The 16,674-nt window shown below is 43.2% G+C and carries 12 protein-coding genes and 1 tRNA gene; 7 read left to right on the forward strand and 6 right to left on the reverse strand.

What is annotated here, in order from left to right:
* The first annotated feature begins 155 nt into the window (after window positions 1-155).
* Together KXQ82_RS17920 and KXQ82_RS17925 are read left to right on the forward strand one after the other, a co-directional pair.
* Entirely contained in the window at window positions 156-482 is a 327-nt protein-coding gene (locus KXQ82_RS17920; RefSeq protein WP_219489882.1) for a phosphoribosylpyrophosphate synthetase, read from the forward strand.
* A gap of 93 nt (window positions 483-575) precedes the next feature.
* Window positions 576-794, forward strand: a complete 219-nt coding sequence (locus KXQ82_RS17925; RefSeq protein ID WP_219489883.1) for a (4Fe-4S)-binding protein — start codon at window positions 576-578, stop codon at window positions 792-794.
* On the opposite strand, the gene KXQ82_RS17930 is transcribed toward KXQ82_RS17925, so the two are convergent.
* Complete coding sequence (locus tag KXQ82_RS17930; protein ID WP_219489884.1) at window positions 795-1,364, reverse strand: HEAT-like fold family protein; 570 nt, start codon at window positions 1,362-1,364, stop codon at window positions 795-797.
* A 51-nt stretch (window positions 1,365-1,415) separates the two neighbouring features.
* Window positions 1,416-1,985 carry a HEAT-like fold family protein gene (locus tag KXQ82_RS17935; RefSeq protein ID WP_219489885.1) on the reverse strand — a complete coding sequence of 190 codons (570 nt, stop codon included), beginning with the start codon at window positions 1,983-1,985 and terminating at the stop codon, window positions 1,416-1,418.
* A gap of 110 nt (window positions 1,986-2,095) precedes the next feature.
* Between KXQ82_RS17935 and KXQ82_RS17940 the strand changes: the two genes are divergently transcribed.
* Both KXQ82_RS17940 and KXQ82_RS17945 read left to right on the forward strand, forming a co-directional pair.
* Window positions 2,096-3,724: an ABC-F family ATP-binding cassette domain-containing protein gene (locus KXQ82_RS17940; RefSeq protein ID WP_219489886.1), complete on the forward strand. Its 1,629-nt coding sequence runs from the start codon at window positions 2,096-2,098 to the stop codon at window positions 3,722-3,724.
* A gap of 126 nt (window positions 3,725-3,850) precedes the next feature.
* Window positions 3,851-3,923, forward strand: a tRNA-Lys gene (locus KXQ82_RS17945).
* 119 nt (window positions 3,924-4,042) lie between these two features.
* Here KXQ82_RS17945 and KXQ82_RS17950 read toward each other — a convergent pair.
* Window positions 4,043-9,529: a cellulose binding domain-containing protein gene (locus KXQ82_RS17950; RefSeq protein WP_219489887.1), complete on the reverse strand. Its 5,487-nt coding sequence runs from the start codon at window positions 9,527-9,529 to the stop codon at window positions 4,043-4,045.
* Between the two features lie 285 nt (window positions 9,530-9,814).
* Complete coding sequence (locus KXQ82_RS17955) at window positions 9,815-11,053, reverse strand: M20 family metallo-hydrolase (RefSeq protein ID WP_219489888.1); 1,239 nt, start codon at window positions 11,051-11,053, stop codon at window positions 9,815-9,817.
* Window positions 11,054-11,211: 158 nt separating this feature from the next.
* Here KXQ82_RS17955 and KXQ82_RS17960 point away from each other — a divergent pair, with 158 nt between their 5' ends.
* From KXQ82_RS17960 to KXQ82_RS17970, 3 genes are all read left to right on the forward strand, one after another.
* Window positions 11,212-11,670, forward strand: a complete 459-nt coding sequence (locus KXQ82_RS17960; RefSeq protein WP_219489889.1) for a VOC family protein — start codon at window positions 11,212-11,214, stop codon at window positions 11,668-11,670.
* A gap of 61 nt (window positions 11,671-11,731) precedes the next feature.
* Window positions 11,732-12,682 carry an alpha/beta hydrolase gene (locus tag KXQ82_RS17965; protein ID WP_219489891.1) on the forward strand — a complete coding sequence of 317 codons (951 nt, stop codon included), beginning with the start codon at window positions 11,732-11,734 and terminating at the stop codon, window positions 12,680-12,682.
* 558 nt (window positions 12,683-13,240) lie between these two features.
* Window positions 13,241-13,831, forward strand: coding sequence for a 2OG-Fe(II) oxygenase (locus tag KXQ82_RS17970; protein ID WP_255563719.1), 591 nt, complete (start codon window positions 13,241-13,243; stop codon window positions 13,829-13,831).
* A 91-nt stretch (window positions 13,832-13,922) separates the two neighbouring features.
* Here KXQ82_RS17970 and KXQ82_RS17975 read toward each other — a convergent pair whose 3' ends face one another.
* Together KXQ82_RS17975 and KXQ82_RS17980 are read right to left on the reverse strand one after the other, a co-directional pair.
* Window positions 13,923-15,878, reverse strand: coding sequence for an eCIS core domain-containing protein (locus KXQ82_RS17975; protein ID WP_219489892.1), 1,956 nt, complete (start codon window positions 15,876-15,878; stop codon window positions 13,923-13,925).
* Window positions 15,879-15,969: 91 nt separating this feature from the next.
* Window positions 15,970-16,509, reverse strand: a complete 540-nt coding sequence (locus KXQ82_RS17980; RefSeq protein ID WP_219489894.1) for a GNAT family N-acetyltransferase — start codon at window positions 16,507-16,509, stop codon at window positions 15,970-15,972.
* Between the last annotated feature and the right edge of the window lie 165 nt (window positions 16,510-16,674).

Here is a 16,674-nt window from a genome sequence, read left to right on the forward strand (position 1 = left end):
CCAATATCTGAATAGTAGAAGGTTACCTGTAAACGGGTAACCTTTTTTATTGTATGCCCCTTTTATCTCAAACAAAATATTGGGCCGCCTAAAACAAGCAGCGTTATTAAAGGTTATTCATATTAAACTGAATAACCTTTTTTAATATATACGCTATGAAAAGTTATGAAACTATGGTTGATGCCCTGGCCGACCTGAACAAACGCGGTTATACCGCAAACCTGACACTGGACGAAGACACCGTAAATGCTAACGACCAGAGCATACAGATGTATGCCGATGATTTTGAGATAAAGGAGTTTTATCGTTTTGAGGGCGTTACCAACCCGTCGGACATGTCGATAGTTTACGGTATCGAGTCTGAAAAATACGGGTTGAAGGGTGTTTTGGTAAATGCATACGGCACCTACGCCAATAACAGTTCATCGGCTATAGAAGCTAAGCTGAACCACCCCCAAATAGCAGCATCTAACCATCCGTGATCTAAATTTTAGAATGATTGATTTGTTGAATGATAGATTGTTTTTGTAATTTTAACCATAAATCACTCAATCAATAAATCAATCATTGGTAATATGAGCAGTTTAAACAAAAAATACAGCAACAACGATATCACTGTTTTTTGGCAACCGGAAAAATGTATCCACAGTGCAAAATGCGCGCGTAGCCTGATACAGGTTTTTAATCCAAGGCGCAGGCCATGGGTGGTGATGGAGAATGGCAGCACTGAAGATATTGTGCAAACAGTGCAGAATTGCCCTTCGGGCGCTTTGTCTTTCGAGTATAAAAGCTGATCAGCGTTTTAGCTTAGACCATATAGATTTACCACGCGCCCGGATGGCGGGTCCGCCCCCATCCATCAATATCTGGATCTGGCTAATTAAAATATCTTTTATCCAATCCTCTCGATGGCGCAGGTTGTACAGCAATTCCATAGCAAAAACCTTTAGCGCTATTGGCGATTCATCGTCTATCAGCATATCAAAACAGCGGCTTATTACCTCGTTAAAATCTACAGCCACAATTTTTTGAGCGATCTGTTTCTCCGCCTTTTTATCGGTTAATAAAATAAATATCCGGAGATAATGGCGCAGGCTGCCTTCGTTCTTTAATAAAGGAAATTTAACGACCAACTCATCCACACAGCTTATGTATTTATCCGGCTGGAGCAAAAACAAGTTCTCCAATAACCACGTAGCCCTAAAGGCCACTTCCTTTTGAGGGGAAAATGTTATCGCAATAAGGTTGGCAACATCAAATTCAGGGCTATAGTGTAGCCTATCGGTCAGTTCCAATATCCTGATCTTACCTAAACTACGTGATATGAGCTCCGAAAGCTGCTGTTTATCCTTGATGTTTTCCATTAATTTACCGGGAGCATAAATTTATGAAAGTGCCTTGAATATGACAACGGATTAATCGCAAACCAAATAACTTAATAATTTACGGCCTTTGGCTTTAATGGCAGGTTCGCCGCCGTCCATCATAATTTTGATCTGGTCGGTTAGTACTTCGGCTATCCAGTTATGTCGGCAACGAAGGTTAAACAGCACCTGGCTCGAGAAAGCTTTTACTGCCACCGGAGAGTTTTTATCAATGATCAATTCAAAACAACGCTCAATAACCTGCTCCATATCAATTGTACACAGCTTGCTTTTAACAAGCTTATCGGCTTGTGGTGCAGTAAGGTGCATAATAGTCTTGGTGTAGTGCCTTAAACAGCTTTTGTTTGTCACTTTAGGAAAGGCTTCACATATCTGCTCAATATCATTTACATATTTAGCAGGATTTGATAAGATGAGGTTCTCCAATAACCAAGCAGCACGGAAAGCGATCTCCCGTTTCGGGTGAAAAGTGATCGGTACCAGGTTGCTGATAGCGAAGTTACGGTTATACAAAATATCCGTCAGCTTGAGCACTTTGCTTTTACCGATGGTTTCGGATATATGCAATAAAAGCTCCTGCTGGTCTTTAATGGTTTCCATAGGTATTACAGGTAAGTAAATATACTTAACCCTATTATATTTTACAATTGGTTTATAAAAGCTTTAGGCTTTCAAATATATTTTTGCCACAAAAAGCGTACCTTTGCGGCATGATTACAGTTTCTAATCTTTCGTTGCGTTATGGTAAACGCACACTTTTCGAGGATGTAAATTTAAAGTTTACACAAGGCAACTGTTATGGCATTATTGGTGCTAACGGTGCCGGCAAATCAACTTTTTTAAAGATCCTCTCGGGCGAAATTGACCCTACCAGTGGTTCGTACAGTTTTTCGCCGGGCGAACGTATGGCTGTTTTAAGGCAAAATCACTACGAGTTTGACGACTTTCCGGTTATCGAAACTGTAATGATAGGCTATAAAGAGTTATACGCCATAATGAAGGAAAAAGATGCCATATACCTGAAAGAAGATTTTACCGATGCTGATGGCGAACGTGCCGGCGAACTGGAAAACCTTTTCGCGGAGATGGACGGGTGGAATGCAGAGAGCAACGCAGCCACCATATTGAGTAACCTTGGCATTAAGGAAGAACACCACTATAAGCTGTTAAAAGAGCTTGACGGTAACCAAAAAGTACGTGTATTATTGGCACAAGCCCTGTTTGGCAAACCTGATATTTTATTACTTGATGAGCCTACCAACGATTTGGACATCAATACCATTGCATGGTTAGAAGATTTCCTGGCGGGATATGAAGCCATTGTATTGGTAGTATCGCACGACAGGCACTTTTTAGACACCGTGTGTACGCACATTGTTGATATTGACTTTAGTAAAATGACCATTTATACCGGTAACTACACGTTCTGGTATCAATCGAGTCAGTTAGCTTTGAAACAACGCTCGGATCAGAATAAAAAGCTGGAAGATAAGGTTAAAGAGTTGCAGGATTTCATCCGCCGCTTTAGCGCGAATGCCTCAAAATCAAAACAGGCAACCAGCCGTAAAAAGGCATTGGATAAGATCAACCTGGACGAGATACAACCATCTAACCGTAAATACCCTGGAATTATATTTAATAACCTTGGCCGTGAAGCCGGCGACCAGATATTACAGGTTGAAGGTTTGAGCAAAAGCCTTAATGGCGAAGTACTGTTCAGCGATATCAGGCTGATGGTAAATAAGGGCGATAAGATCGCGATCCTGTCGCAAAACAGTTTAGCCACTACCGCTTTCTACAATATATTAATGGGCCGCGACAAGGATTTTAAAGGCGACTTTAAATGGGGCGTAACCATTAAGGCTGCCGATATACCTGTTGATAATGCTGAATACTTTAAAGGTAAAGACGAAAACCTGATAGATTGGCTGCGCGAATACAGCGAAGGCGACCAGGACGACCAGTTTATCCGTGGCTTTTTGGGTAGGATGCTATTCTCGGGAGAGGAAGTTTTGAAAAAGAGCAACGTATTAAGCGGTGGCGAAAAAATGCGCTGCATGTTTAGCCGCATGATGCTGCAACAAGCTAACGTATTGTTGTTTGATGAGCCTACCAATCACCTTGATTTGGAATCTATCACGGCGTTGAATAACGGCATGCAGGACTTTAGGGGGACTATCCTGTTCACATCGAGTGACCATGAGCTTACCGAAACCGTAGCTACCCGCATTATCGAGCTCACCCCAGCCGGTGTAATTGATAAATTAATGACTTATGATGAATACATTAACAGCGAAGCCGTAAAAAAGCAGCGTGAGGAAATGTATGCTTTAGCATAGCCATTTGAGCGAAAAGCTTAAAGCAGAAAGCCAAAAAGATAAAAGCTTTGCACTTTTTGCTTTAAGCTTTCTGCTAAAAATTGACTTTCTGTTAAAAAACCGTTTATTTGCTGTCCTTAAAATAACGACTCCTTAGCTCAGCTGGTAGAGCAAATGACTCTTAATCATTGGGTCCAGGGTTCGAATCCCTGAGGGGTCACAAAATAAAAAAGCCTTCTTTCGAAGGCTTTTTTATTTTACATCATTCCCGTCTAAACCTTATATCATTTAGTCGCAAAATTAAAAACGGCTTACAGGTAACTGTAAGCCGTTTAAATTTTAACGGTTAATTAAGAACCGTATAGAAGATTGATTATTGATTGTGACAAAGTAAACGCCTGGGGCGTATTGCCCGTTCAATAAAACATTCAACACACCATCATTACTGCGGTAAGAATTGGTTTGAAGTATCCTGCCAAAGGAGTCTATTATCTTCAGATCAATGTTCTTATTCAACAGGTCGGCAGTGAGTTTAAGTGAGAACTGTTTGCCCGTTAATGGGTTAGGATACAACACAACGTTCTCCGGCAAAACTATAGCCGGGCTATAGTTGTCCTGCCCTGCCGAAGTATACAAAGCTGTATTTGCTGCGAAAGAGCTGAATGATACCGGGGCGGGTTCTGTGCCATATATTAGTTGTCCCTGGTAGTAAACGGTAATGTGGCTATTCTCCTGCATGGCCGAAGTACGGGCAGCATACGAGTAATCATTACTTGTATTAAATGCCGACCAATCGGTTTTAGCTAAACGGTACTGCACATTACCTGTGTTGCTCAATGGGCTTAACACACCTGCCGACGGATTGAACGAAAGTTCAAAATAGCTATCGGCATTCGTAAGCGCCGGTGATAACGATACGAATTTGCCGCTCACCAGGTTACTGCCCAATTTAGCATAATCAATAAAGTAATTCAAGCCGGCCGTTCCCTCTTTGGTAAACCAGTACCTTACTTTAACATCGGCATAGTTTAATGATGTATTGCCGGTATTATTTACAGCAAGGTAAGTACTGATGGTATTGTTACCTGAGTTTTGGCTTTGGTAAGATACATTTACTTTGGTTACTGGCGGGATAACTGCAGGCTCCTGACCGTATATCAACTGACCGTTGCGGTAAAGTGTAATATGCGGGTTGGCGGTATAATTACCCGGGTTGCCCTGGTACGAATAATCATCGGACTCTGATAAATTGGCCCAATCCTTATTGGCAAAGCGTGACTGGATAGGCCCGGAATTAGTATTAGGCGCAAGCATAGTATTGTTTGTGAAACTGTACTCAATGTATCCCAATGCGCCGTTACGCGGCAAATCAGAAGCAACGTACTTCATCACAATATTATTACCACCAATTTGGGCATAGTCGATCCAGGTGTTTATTCCTGCAAAGTTTTCGGCAGTAAACCAGTAACGTAGTGTAAGCTGGTTATAAGCAACAGCAACCAAATCGTTATTCACAATTTTGAGGTATGGCTTGCTATTGTTATTGTTTACCTGTCCGTTATCGCCATCCAAAGCTTGTACAACTAAATTTAAACCACTTACGGTATAAGCCTGGCTTGCAAAAGCGCTTGAATATTCCGCATTACCAGCTTGCGTGGCAGTAATTTGCGTAGTACCAGCACCGGTGATATGCACGGCACCATTCACTATAGTTGCAACCTGAGTATTACTGCTGCTATAGGTTACAGGTAAACCGGAACTGGCTGTTGCCGAAAGCAAAAGATCAGCATCGCCAAGGGTTTTAGCCGGTAAGGCGTTGAATGTAATGGTCTGTGTTTTTTTGTTTACAGTAAGTTGCTGACTTACATCGGCAGCAGGGTTATACATCGCATTGCCTGTTTGCGAGGCTGTAATGGTTGCTGTACCTGCGGCCTTAATGTGGATAAGCCCGTTAACAATAGTGGCTACAGTGGTATCCGAACTTGAGTACACCAAAGCCAAACCAGAACTTGCTGTAGCGCCAGCGTTAAAATCGGCATCGCCAATAGTTTTTACCGGTAAGGCGTTAAACGTGATGCCTTGCTCCTTTTTGTTGACAGTAAGTTGCTGATTTACATCGGCAGCAGGGTTATACACCGCATTGCCTGTTTGCGAGGCTGTAATAGTTGCTGTACCGGCACCATTAATGTGGATAAGGCCATTAACGATAGTAGCTACGGTGGTATCCGAACTTGAATACACCAATGCCAGACCTGAACTTGCTGTAGCACCGGCGTTAAATGTAGAGTCGCCAAAGATTTTAACCGGCAATGCATTAAAGGTAATGGTTTGCTCCTTTTTGTTGACAGTAAGTTGCTGATTTACATCGGCAGCAGGGTTATACACCGCATTGCCTGTTTGCGAGGCTGTAATGGTTGCTGTACCGACACCATTAATGTGGATAAGGCCATTAACAATAGCAGCTACCGTGGTATCCGAACTTGAATACACCAAAACCAAACCAGAACTTACAGTAGCGCCAGCGTTAAAATCGGCATCGCCAACAGTTTTTACCGGTAAGGCGTTAAACGTGATGCCTTGCTCCTTTTTGTTGACAGTTAATTGTTGGCTTACATCCGCGGCAGCGTTAAATGTACTGTCGCCAGCTTGCGATGCTGTGATTAACACTGTACCTGCACCTTTAATTTGGATAATGCCGTTAAGTACCTTAGCAACAGATGTATCTGAACTGCTATATGCCAGTACCAGGCCCGAATTTGTAATAGCGCCCGCGTTAAAAGCGGTATCGCCTACTGTCCTTACCGGCAGGGTGTTAAAGGTGATGGTTTGATCGTACTTGCTAACGGTAAGTGTTTGGCTAACCGATGCTGCTGCGTAATATGAAGCATCGCCACCCTGGGCAGCTATAATGTTTGCTGTACCGGCAGCTACAATGTGTACTTTACCAGCTACAATAGTAGCGACGCTGGTGTTAGAACTGCTTAATGTTACAGGCAAGCCCGATGTAGCACTTACAACAGGTGCAAAATCCGCATCGTGAACCTTTTTGGCATCTATCGCTGTAAAGGCTATGGACTGGGTGTTTTTAACACTCGAAAGGGCGGTAATTTCGGAAGTAGAAAGTACGTAGTTGTAAATCCTCACTTCGTCGAGCATGCCTTTATAAGGCGCAGGTTTATTGGTGGCCGCTAAAAATTCCAATTCTCCAATATTACCTAAAGCTAACGCACTGGCCTCGCCAATGCCTGAGTTAGCTTTAGTAATGGCCACTGTGCCTACCTGTGCACCGTTCATGTACATTAACAGCTTTTTATTGGTTACATCGCGCACAACAACTACGTGCACCCAGTTATTGGTAAAGAAAGGTATACCGTTCACCTGTAACTCATCCTTACCGCCGCCGCCTGCATCGTTATCATCATCAATGGCAAAACGAATTTGTTTGTTTTTAAACTCGATATCAAAACGTTTACCTAAAGCCCCGGTTGTGGTGTTTTTAGTAATAGAACCTTTGCACAACAGGTAAGCGCTGGTATTATTATCCTGCGGAAGCAATGCTGCAGGAGCCTTCATCCAAAAAGAAACAGAGAATGAGCTTTTATCTAAATATAGCTGATCCTGGTTAGGGATACGTACCACGTAAATGTTCGGATCGGCAGAAGAAAAATCTAGCCCGTTTTTCAGTTTACCGGTTACACGCACATTATGGCTATCGGCATCTAAACCAATGGTACCGGTATTGGCATAAGCGGTAGAGTCGGTTACCTGGCTTGTACCTGCATTTATAGCCTCGTCAAAAGCGTAATAGCCAACTAAACCTTGCGGGATAACAGGCGGCGTACGGAAGTTCCACACCGTGCCTGTTGCTACACCTTTAGCGTTTGTAGCATCAACACGCCAGTAGTAGGTGGTGTTATCATTAAGTACCACCGTGGTGTATGTTGGGGCCGCAGCGTAGGCTACATCAGCCTGTTTGGTAAGTGTATTAGGATCGGTACCCAAATAAACCGAGAATGTTACGGTGTTACTGCTACCAGTCCATTTTAGAGCTAACTTGCCCGATGTTAAGGCCGCGTATTGGAAACCATTGGTTGGGTTAGGGTTTGCTGTAACCGCAGGCGCCGATGGTATGGGCGGTGTAGTGATGGATACCGCGGCAGTATATGACGAAGCATCGGTAGCGTTTACTGCCTTAACACGATAATAATAGGTGGTGTTAGGTAACAAACCTGCATTATCGGTATAAGTAAGGGCGTTAGCCGCCGGGTGAAAAATATCGGTATATGTAGTGCCGTTAGTTGAACGTTCCACTACAAAATTATCTTCATTATCAGAGTTATCGGCCCAGGTTAGTTTAACCGAGCTGTTTGGTGTCGGTGTTTCTGATGATGTGGCCGTTAAAGCCAGCGCGGTTGGCGGCTTGATAAACAGCGCGGGTATAGTACCAACCAGCGAGTTCACATACATTTCGATGTTAAGGTATCGGGGGTCTTCGGTACTGAAAGCTACTGCATCGGCCTTGCTGTTTTTATTGAGCCCGTGGGCATCTTCCCAGGCATCTGGTATGCCGTCGGCATCGCTATCTAATGCAGCCGGGGCGCTAAACACGTTGCCCAAACCACCGTTGGCCAAGGGCATATCGGTTTCGCGGTAAACGTAAAGGCCCTTGGTACCTTTTGAGCTCACCTCATCAAGCATAAAATTATCAACCTGGTCGCGGCGCGGAAATATGGCGCCAACACTGTCTATCACATGCTGATAGGCTTGTGCTGCCGTCATGATGGGATAGGCCGTTGGATAAGCAAAAGGCTGTTGCTTAAACGCACTGCCCGATATGCCCGGATAACCTACGGTATCAAACGGAACTACAGCACCATCTAAAATTCCGTTCTTGTTATTATCAAAATAGTTACCAGCACCATAGATATTGAAGGTTCCTGTTCCGCGCGAGAATGGCGTGGTTTTACTTGGTGGCGTTAAAGGGCCGCCGCAAAAATAGTTGTTAATAACGTTAACCTGCGATACGCCATCAGAGCCGCCCATAATATAAGCGTCGCCTGCCCAGCCATAGTTAAAATCCTGATCTAAACGGTTACCGTTACCCCAGTCATAAACAACATTGTTTACAAACTCGTTAATGCCCTTTACTTTAGGGTTACGGGTTTTATTACTGATGTACAGGTTTTGTAACAAGCTAACCTTACCGCCATCGGGGGTTTGAATTAAACCACCTGCAGAGTGGTTTTCCCTGAACAAGCCCTGGCCTATAATAGAGTTTTGTATGGTAATATTATCGGGCGCGTTGCCTTTGTTATCCCAGTTAATAGAAAAATCTTCATCCATACCCCATGAAACAGACATGTGATCGAAGATGATATTGGCGCCATGTGCCAATCCGCAGGCATCATTGCCCGAGTTACCTGTAGCGCCCAACCTTATCCGCAGGTAGCGGCAAATGGTATTATCGGCACCGGTAAAGCTAACGCCTTTATTGAACAGCACAATACCATCGCCGGGAGCTGTTTGGCCCGCAATGATACAGTTTGATGCTACAGCTACATCTGTAGTGAGTTTAATGATACCGCCTACAGCGAATACAATAATACGGCCCGATTTGCTTACGGCATCTCTGAATGAGCCGGTGCCGCTATCGTTAAGGTTGGTAACGATATAAACCTCGCGCGTGGATGCCGCGCGTGGCCCCTGGGCAAAGCGCCCAAAACCCATAGCGCCGGGAAAGGCCGGGGTTTGTGCCTGGGCCTGCCAGGCGAATAAAAGTGCCATCAGCAATAATTGACAGCGTTTTAAAAAAGTAGAATTTCTCATAAATGGTTGTTTGGTTGTTGATTGAATTAGTTGAACCCTATGGTATAGGTAACAGGTACTAAGGTGCCGTACCACCGCCAAAAAGCGATAGTACAGCCCTACCGGAACGCAGGATGCGCCCGGGCAAAGCAAGGTTTTTCATAGTAAAATAGGTTATATAATTATTACAATAATATATATAAAACCGCAAAAACCAATACTTAAATCAAAAAAAGAAACCGATTGCATTTTTTTATCGGGGAGGCAAAAAAAAGAGAGCCCCTTTGTTTATGAGGGGCTCTATTACTACTGTTTATCAAGCACTTTTAAAACGGTGCCGTATAATATTTCGGTACCCAGGGCAAGGTCTTCATCAGATGAAAACTCCAGAGGGTTATGGCTGATGCCATCTTTACAGCGTATAAATATCATTCCGTAGTCGCAAGCATAAGATAAGGCCAGCGCATCATGAAAAGGGCCGCTCATCAGTTCGGGAGCGTCAACACCCAAGGTTTCACATTCACCACGGATAATGTCTTTTATCCATGGTGCGCAATATCGGGGCTCGCTCATGGTATCAACGGATATCTCGTAAGTTAATTGGTGCTGTTCGGCTGTAGCCGATATGAGGTCGCGTACTTGTTTCTCGTAGTTGTTACGGCGTTCCAGGTCAATATCGCGCAGGTCGAGTGTAAATACTACCTCTTCGGCAATGATATTCCGTGAAGCCGGGAAAACATCGATGGTTGCCACTGTACCTACTGTTGGTGCACCAGGTACCTGAGTTACAATATCATTTAAACCTACAATTACTTTCGCCGCGCCTAATAAAGCATCCTTACGTAAAGGCATAGGTACCGAGCCTGTATGCCCGGCCATACCTTTCAGCTTTACCGTAAGCCATAGTGGCCCTGCTATACCGGTAACAATACCGATGGGTTTATTGCCCCAATCCAGCACGGGGCCTTGTTCAATATGTAATTCCAAAAAGCAGTAAATGCTGTTAGCCGCATACTCTGATTCTTTGAGCTTCGTTGGGTCACAACCAAAACTAATAAGCGCCTGCTCGCGGGTTATACCGTCTTTGTCGGCACGCTGCAGGTCGCCTTCTTCCAGCATCCCTAAAATACCTTTAGAGCCAAATAATCCCTTTTTAAAGCGCCAGCCTTCTTCATCGGCAAAGGAAACGATCTCAATGCTACGCTCGGGTTTAATGCCATTCTCGACTAAGGTAGTAATGGCCTCTATGGCACATAGCACTCCAGCAACGCCATCAAAACGGCCGCCATAAGGTTGCGAATCCAGGTGTGAGCCGAGCATTAGTACCGGTAGTTCGGGTTTGCTGCCATCCAGCCTGCCTATCAAATTACCAAAGTTATCTATATGCGTTTGCATGCCTGCTGCCTGCATCCAGCTTGCTGCAAGTTCAAAGGCTTGTTTTTCTTCGGGTGAGTGTGCGGGGCGACAAGTACCCGTCTCTCCTATTTTACCGATCAGGCTCATTTGGGTAAAATGCTGGCTTAACCGTTGTGCGTTTATCTTCATCAGTACATTATATTTTATTCAACAAAGCACAATATAGTAATTTTGTTCATGTACAGATAATAACAGGCATGCGCAATTCACCCCGATAAATGACGGGATCATCCCTTTTTTAATTAACTTGCTGAACCTAAGTTTGTACCACACTAAACAACAAGATCATGCAAAAGATAGTTCCGTTTTTATGGTTTGAAGACCGCGTTGAAGAAGCGCTGGAATTTTACACTTCGGTTTTTACCGATTTTGAAGTAGTAAGCAAACAAGGCTTTGGCGGCGCGGGCGCGTTCAAGTCGGCAACAGTGCGTATTTACGGGCAAGAATTTATCCTGTTCAGCGCGGGGCCGTTCGCAAAGTTTAGTCCGGCCACATCATTTTTCATCAACTGCGAAACACAGGAAGAAGTTGATATGCTTTGGAATAAATTAGGCGATGGCGGCAAACCAAACCGTTGCGGCTGGCTCGATGATAAATTTGGCCTGACCTGGCAAATAGTACCAACGGCATTGGGCAGGCTTTTGGGTGACACCGACCGTGTAAAAGCCAACCGCGTAATGGAGGCAATGATGAAAATGAACAAGATAGTTATTGCCGATCTGGAGAAAGCTTATGATGGCGAATAACAAGATTTAATAATGCCTCATATTTATTATTCTATATTTAGGGTAATTTTATGAGGCATTAATGGAATTAAAGCACAGACGGGCATTAAAAAAATCATTATTTATTTTGATGATTATATTTATCTTGATGAATATAATTGCCTGTTTTCATGCTTATAAGTTTACACATTTTGACACTTCTGCAAGCTCAAAAACAAAAGACGCAGCTCATCTTTCAGTTTCGGATAAGATAACGACATTATTATTTGGAATAAATAACCCTCGGCCAAAGAATAAATGGCTACCTGATAAACCATACGAATCCATCATATTAAAAAGTAACAAACGGATTGAATGCTGGTACATCAAGGCCGAAAAACCTATAGGCACAGTAATTTTATTTCACGGATATAGCGGAGACAAATCCGGATCTATAAAAGAAGCGGATGTGTTCCTTAATTTGGGTTACAATACTTTACTTGTCGATTTTATGGGCTCCGGCGGCTCTGAGGGCAACCAAACAACTATAGGTTTTTTTGAAAGCCTCGAAGTTAAAACTGCTTTTGACTATATTAAGAACACTGGAGAGAAAAATATTATTCTTTTCGGTACATCAATGGGTGCAGCAGCCATAATGAAATGCTTGAATGATTCACAATTAGACGTAAAAGGAATAATAATTGAATGCCCGTTTGGTTCGATGCTCAAAACTGTACAGGCGCGTTTTAAACCCATGCATATTCCAAGTTTTCCTATGGCTAATCTACTGGTATTTTGGGGTGGGGTACAAAATAACTTTAACGCTTTTGGCCATAATCCTATTCAATATGCTAAAAACATCAAATGCCCTGTATTATTGATGTACGGGCAAAAAGACGACAAAGTATCCTATAAAGAAATCGAGGATATTTACCAAAACCTGCATAGCCCTAAACAACTTCAATTATTTCCTCTTGCAGGGCACGAAGATTACCTGAAAATGTATTCCCAAAAATGGGTTATTGATGTTACTGCTTTCTTATCCTCTCTATAGCAATAGTAACACTCTTTTCACTACAGATGCGTATTTGTACACATATCGTTTAACGTAAAATTCTATCCATCCCGTTAAAATACTGATAAAGTACGGTGTTTTCACTGATTAACGACCAAGGGCATAGCTGTAAATTTGTAGCAATCAACAACGTTACTCAATCAACATCTAACCTTTGCCTTATGATCAAAAACACAGCATCAACAAACAAACCTTATAAAGAAGTATTTGGTTTGCTACTCGTAATTATAGTACTCATTTACCTGGCTTGCACTAATTAATTGCTATGCATCTACCCATGAAAAGCAATCTACTATTAAAAACACAAGAAATGAGAGCCTTTAAACTAATGTTTTGCCGGTTGGGTTTTCACAATTGGAGCCAAATGAGTATTAAACATCGCCATTGTAAATGGTGTGCTAAACAACAGGTACTTGATAATTTTGATGTGATCCAATATTGGAACGACGTAGAGGCCAAATAACCTTAGTGTTTATTACAGATAATTAAAGCTACCTTCACCAACAGCGGCCTTGTACATTAAGTGCGGCGTGAATATTGAACAATAGTTTTGATGAACTGATAAATAGTTTTATAGCGGATAATATTGGCATATCAGAAACCTTTTTGAAAGATGCACTGGCCTTGAGCCTGGCCGCTAACCTGCAAAACTTATACTTTGGTGGAAAACTGAATAATGCCGGAACAGGCAATGAAACACTCGCTGTATTAAATACGCTGGTAAGGGGCGACAAAATATACTGGCTTGACCGTGCACACAACAATGCTACAGAAAACACGTTTTTCGACCTGATGGACAGCTTTGTATCTCATCTGAACCGTACCTGCTACACTGGTATTACCGGCTACGAATTTCATTATACCTTATACGAAATAGGCAGCTTTTACAAAAAACACCTTGATCAGTTTAAAAGCAACAGCAGCAGGCAATACAGTATGGTGATGTATCTTAACGTTAATTGGCTAGCTGTTGATGGCGGCGAGCTGTGCATACACCAAAATGGCGTGGAACAACTCATATCGCCCATGAACGGAAAAAGCGTATTTTTTAAAAGCAGCGAGTTAGAACACGAGGTATTGCTCTGTAATAAGGCGCGTATGAGTATCACAGGATGGTTGAAGATATGAGGGATAATTATGCACACGCGTGCACCCGTATGCAATTACCTGAAAATATATCCAAAAAAAGAATGGCTTAAAACATTTATAGGTACATGCATCAAACTGCCTTTATCTCTGCTGCCAGATCATTATAAAGCTTTTGCGTTGCATCGTCACGACCCCAACCCCAGCTTCCGCGCTTGGTCAGAATTTTACTGATATTGGTTATTACCTCTTCTGGATTGTGATTCACATAATAAGACATGATCTCACCGTTTATCGCAACATATCCCTTTGCTTTTTTTACAACCTCAGGCGCTGCATTAAAGATTGTGAGCAGCCGTTCCATTTTTATATCTGCAGTACTTTTTGCGGGTGCAACTGATGAAGCAGCGGCGGCTGATGCTGCGGCTGGTTCCGCCCGTTTCTTCCTTTTCTTCGGCTTTTCAACAGAGGCAGACGGCAGCGCGGCGGGCGAGCGTGCAGGCAAGCTCACAGGGCCACTGGCTGAAGCTGGCGCCGGTAATACAAGAACAGGTGCTGCGCTGCCCAATGGTGATAACGGTGCCTTTGGCACCACGTTACCCTTTGGTGCTGGCAGTGATGCGCCCGATGATGCTGCTGGTGATTGAACAGGCGCCGCCATTGGGCCGGGTTTTAATGGAGCCGGCGCACTAGCAGGGGGCTTGGCCGGGCTTGAAGCTGCCGCGCTTACTTTTGGTGCTGCAGCTGAGGCCGGACCTACAGCAGATACAAGTTGATATTCAGTTTTATATGCTGCCTTCTCTAACACTACCACACCGGCGGCCGGCTTTACCCCCCGCATGTCTATCGCATGATCATTACCTACTTTATATATAGTTTTATCCAGGGACCCGGAAACATTCACTATCCGTTCATACATTTCCTTACTTCGCGCCATTCTGAGGGGCCCTTCTGCCAATGGTATACCCCTAAATCCGGTAGTGGCATGTATCTTGGTAACGGCTTTTTCTACAGTGGCCAGTTCCCTCAGTATCTTTTTTGCCAGGCTAACTCTTAAAACCTCCTCAGCCTGCACTAATGCAAGCTTGTTTCCTTTTATTACAGCCCTTACCTCCTTCAACGCCTCTACGGCAGGTTCTTCGCTATGATCGTTTAACGCTTTCCGTAATATTGGCATCAGGTAATTTAACACATAGGCAGTTTCACCCATCTCAACAGCTTTTTTGCCAGGTTTGGCCATCTCGGTAAGGTAAGGACTTACCCGGTCCATCATTGCAGCATAGGCAAACGAAAGTCGTAACTCAGGTGGATCGGGAGTTTCATTTAGTTTAGGCGCACCGGCATTAAGCGGGATAGTTTCTTCCTCATAATTAACCTTGATACCTATTCTGTTCCAAGCCGCAAGCTCTTCATCTTCAGGTATTTCATGATGAGTTTCCCCGGCGATGGCTACCCTTACTTTTGCGCTTAGGAGATCTGTATCAAGGCGCAGTTGCGTCACTACCGGCGAGTTTACAGGAGCATTGAACTTATTTTGCAATTGTGTAGTTGTTGATAACGCCTTCGCCCCCATCACATCCGCCTCGTTTTCCAATCCTTTGTCATCATTAACAGCAACGCCGGCCTTCATTTGCATGGTGGCTTGTACCCGCCCTTGCTTTTGCTGTACCACATGCCAGGCTTCGTGTGCAACGTGTTTTTCCTGGCCAGGGGCTACGTGTATATTATTGCCTTGCGCATAAGCATAGGCGTTTAGTTGTGCAGGTTTTGATGAGTTATAGTGCACCCTGGTATCGTCCATAGAAAAGCCCGAAAGGTTCTCAATACCGCTTTTCAAATTATCAGGCAGGCCGGTATTGTTTGCCTTCTTTTGAACAGGTGGGATTGCGGCCAAATCAAATCGTACTAATTGTGCAGGGACGCTGTTTACTTCAGGCTGCAGGCTATATTCCTGCTTTTTATCAGGTCCGATATCTTTTTGTTGCATAGCCGGCACAGCGGGCATACTTGTACCCATGGCGCCAGTATTGTTATTGGCACTACCTTTTGAGGCCACAGAGCGGCTCTTATCGGTGTGGGCAGCTTGCATACAGAACAGACAGATGATTATGATAAAGTTATAATAATATCCTGACAGATAAAATCTTATCAAAAATATCAGGAGTTAACCTATAAAGAAATCAGTAATTTGCCAGGTAATAAACCAGCAATCCATCAGCTTCAGACTCAGTTACAAAACTATGATCGGCATCTAATAAAAATCTATGCTTTAGCAGTGTATTTATTGATCGCTCATTCTCCTTAACGGTCAAGGCTGTAATTACTTTTAACTCCATTTGCCCGAAGCCATAATCAATAACTTGCTTTATCGCCTCTGCCATAATTCCTTTTCCCTGGAAAGTGGTATTCAACTCAAATCCTATCTCGGCCATATCGAGTTCGTAGTTTAAGTTCCAAAGGCAAATGGTGCCTACCAGGGTATTATCATTATTTAAATTAATGGCCCAATACATACTCCTGTTATCTATTATGGCTTTACCTATCTTCTCAATAAAAGCATAAGCATCATCCATCGTAATAGCCGGCACCCTTCCAAGAAATTTATTGACCTGTGGATCGCTACGCAGCAGCATTATTTGTTGAGCATCATCAAAAACCAACTCACGCAAAGTAACGCGGTTGGTTTTAAGAACAGGAAATGGTGAAAAATTGATATTCATTTAAAAAATTACTTTATCCGAAAGTTATATAAAATTCTATTACATCTGCGGCTGGTTAAGCTAAATACTACAAAATCAATCGATTTTATAGGTGAATTAAAAATTTCATAAATTATAACACTTTGATTGTTTAATAAATGAAAGTCGTTAACAATTAGCTCACAT

It is taken from the genome of Mucilaginibacter rivuli (assembly GCF_019391655.1).
Classification (GTDB): Bacteria; Bacteroidota; Bacteroidia; order Sphingobacteriales; family Sphingobacteriaceae; genus Mucilaginibacter; species Mucilaginibacter rivuli.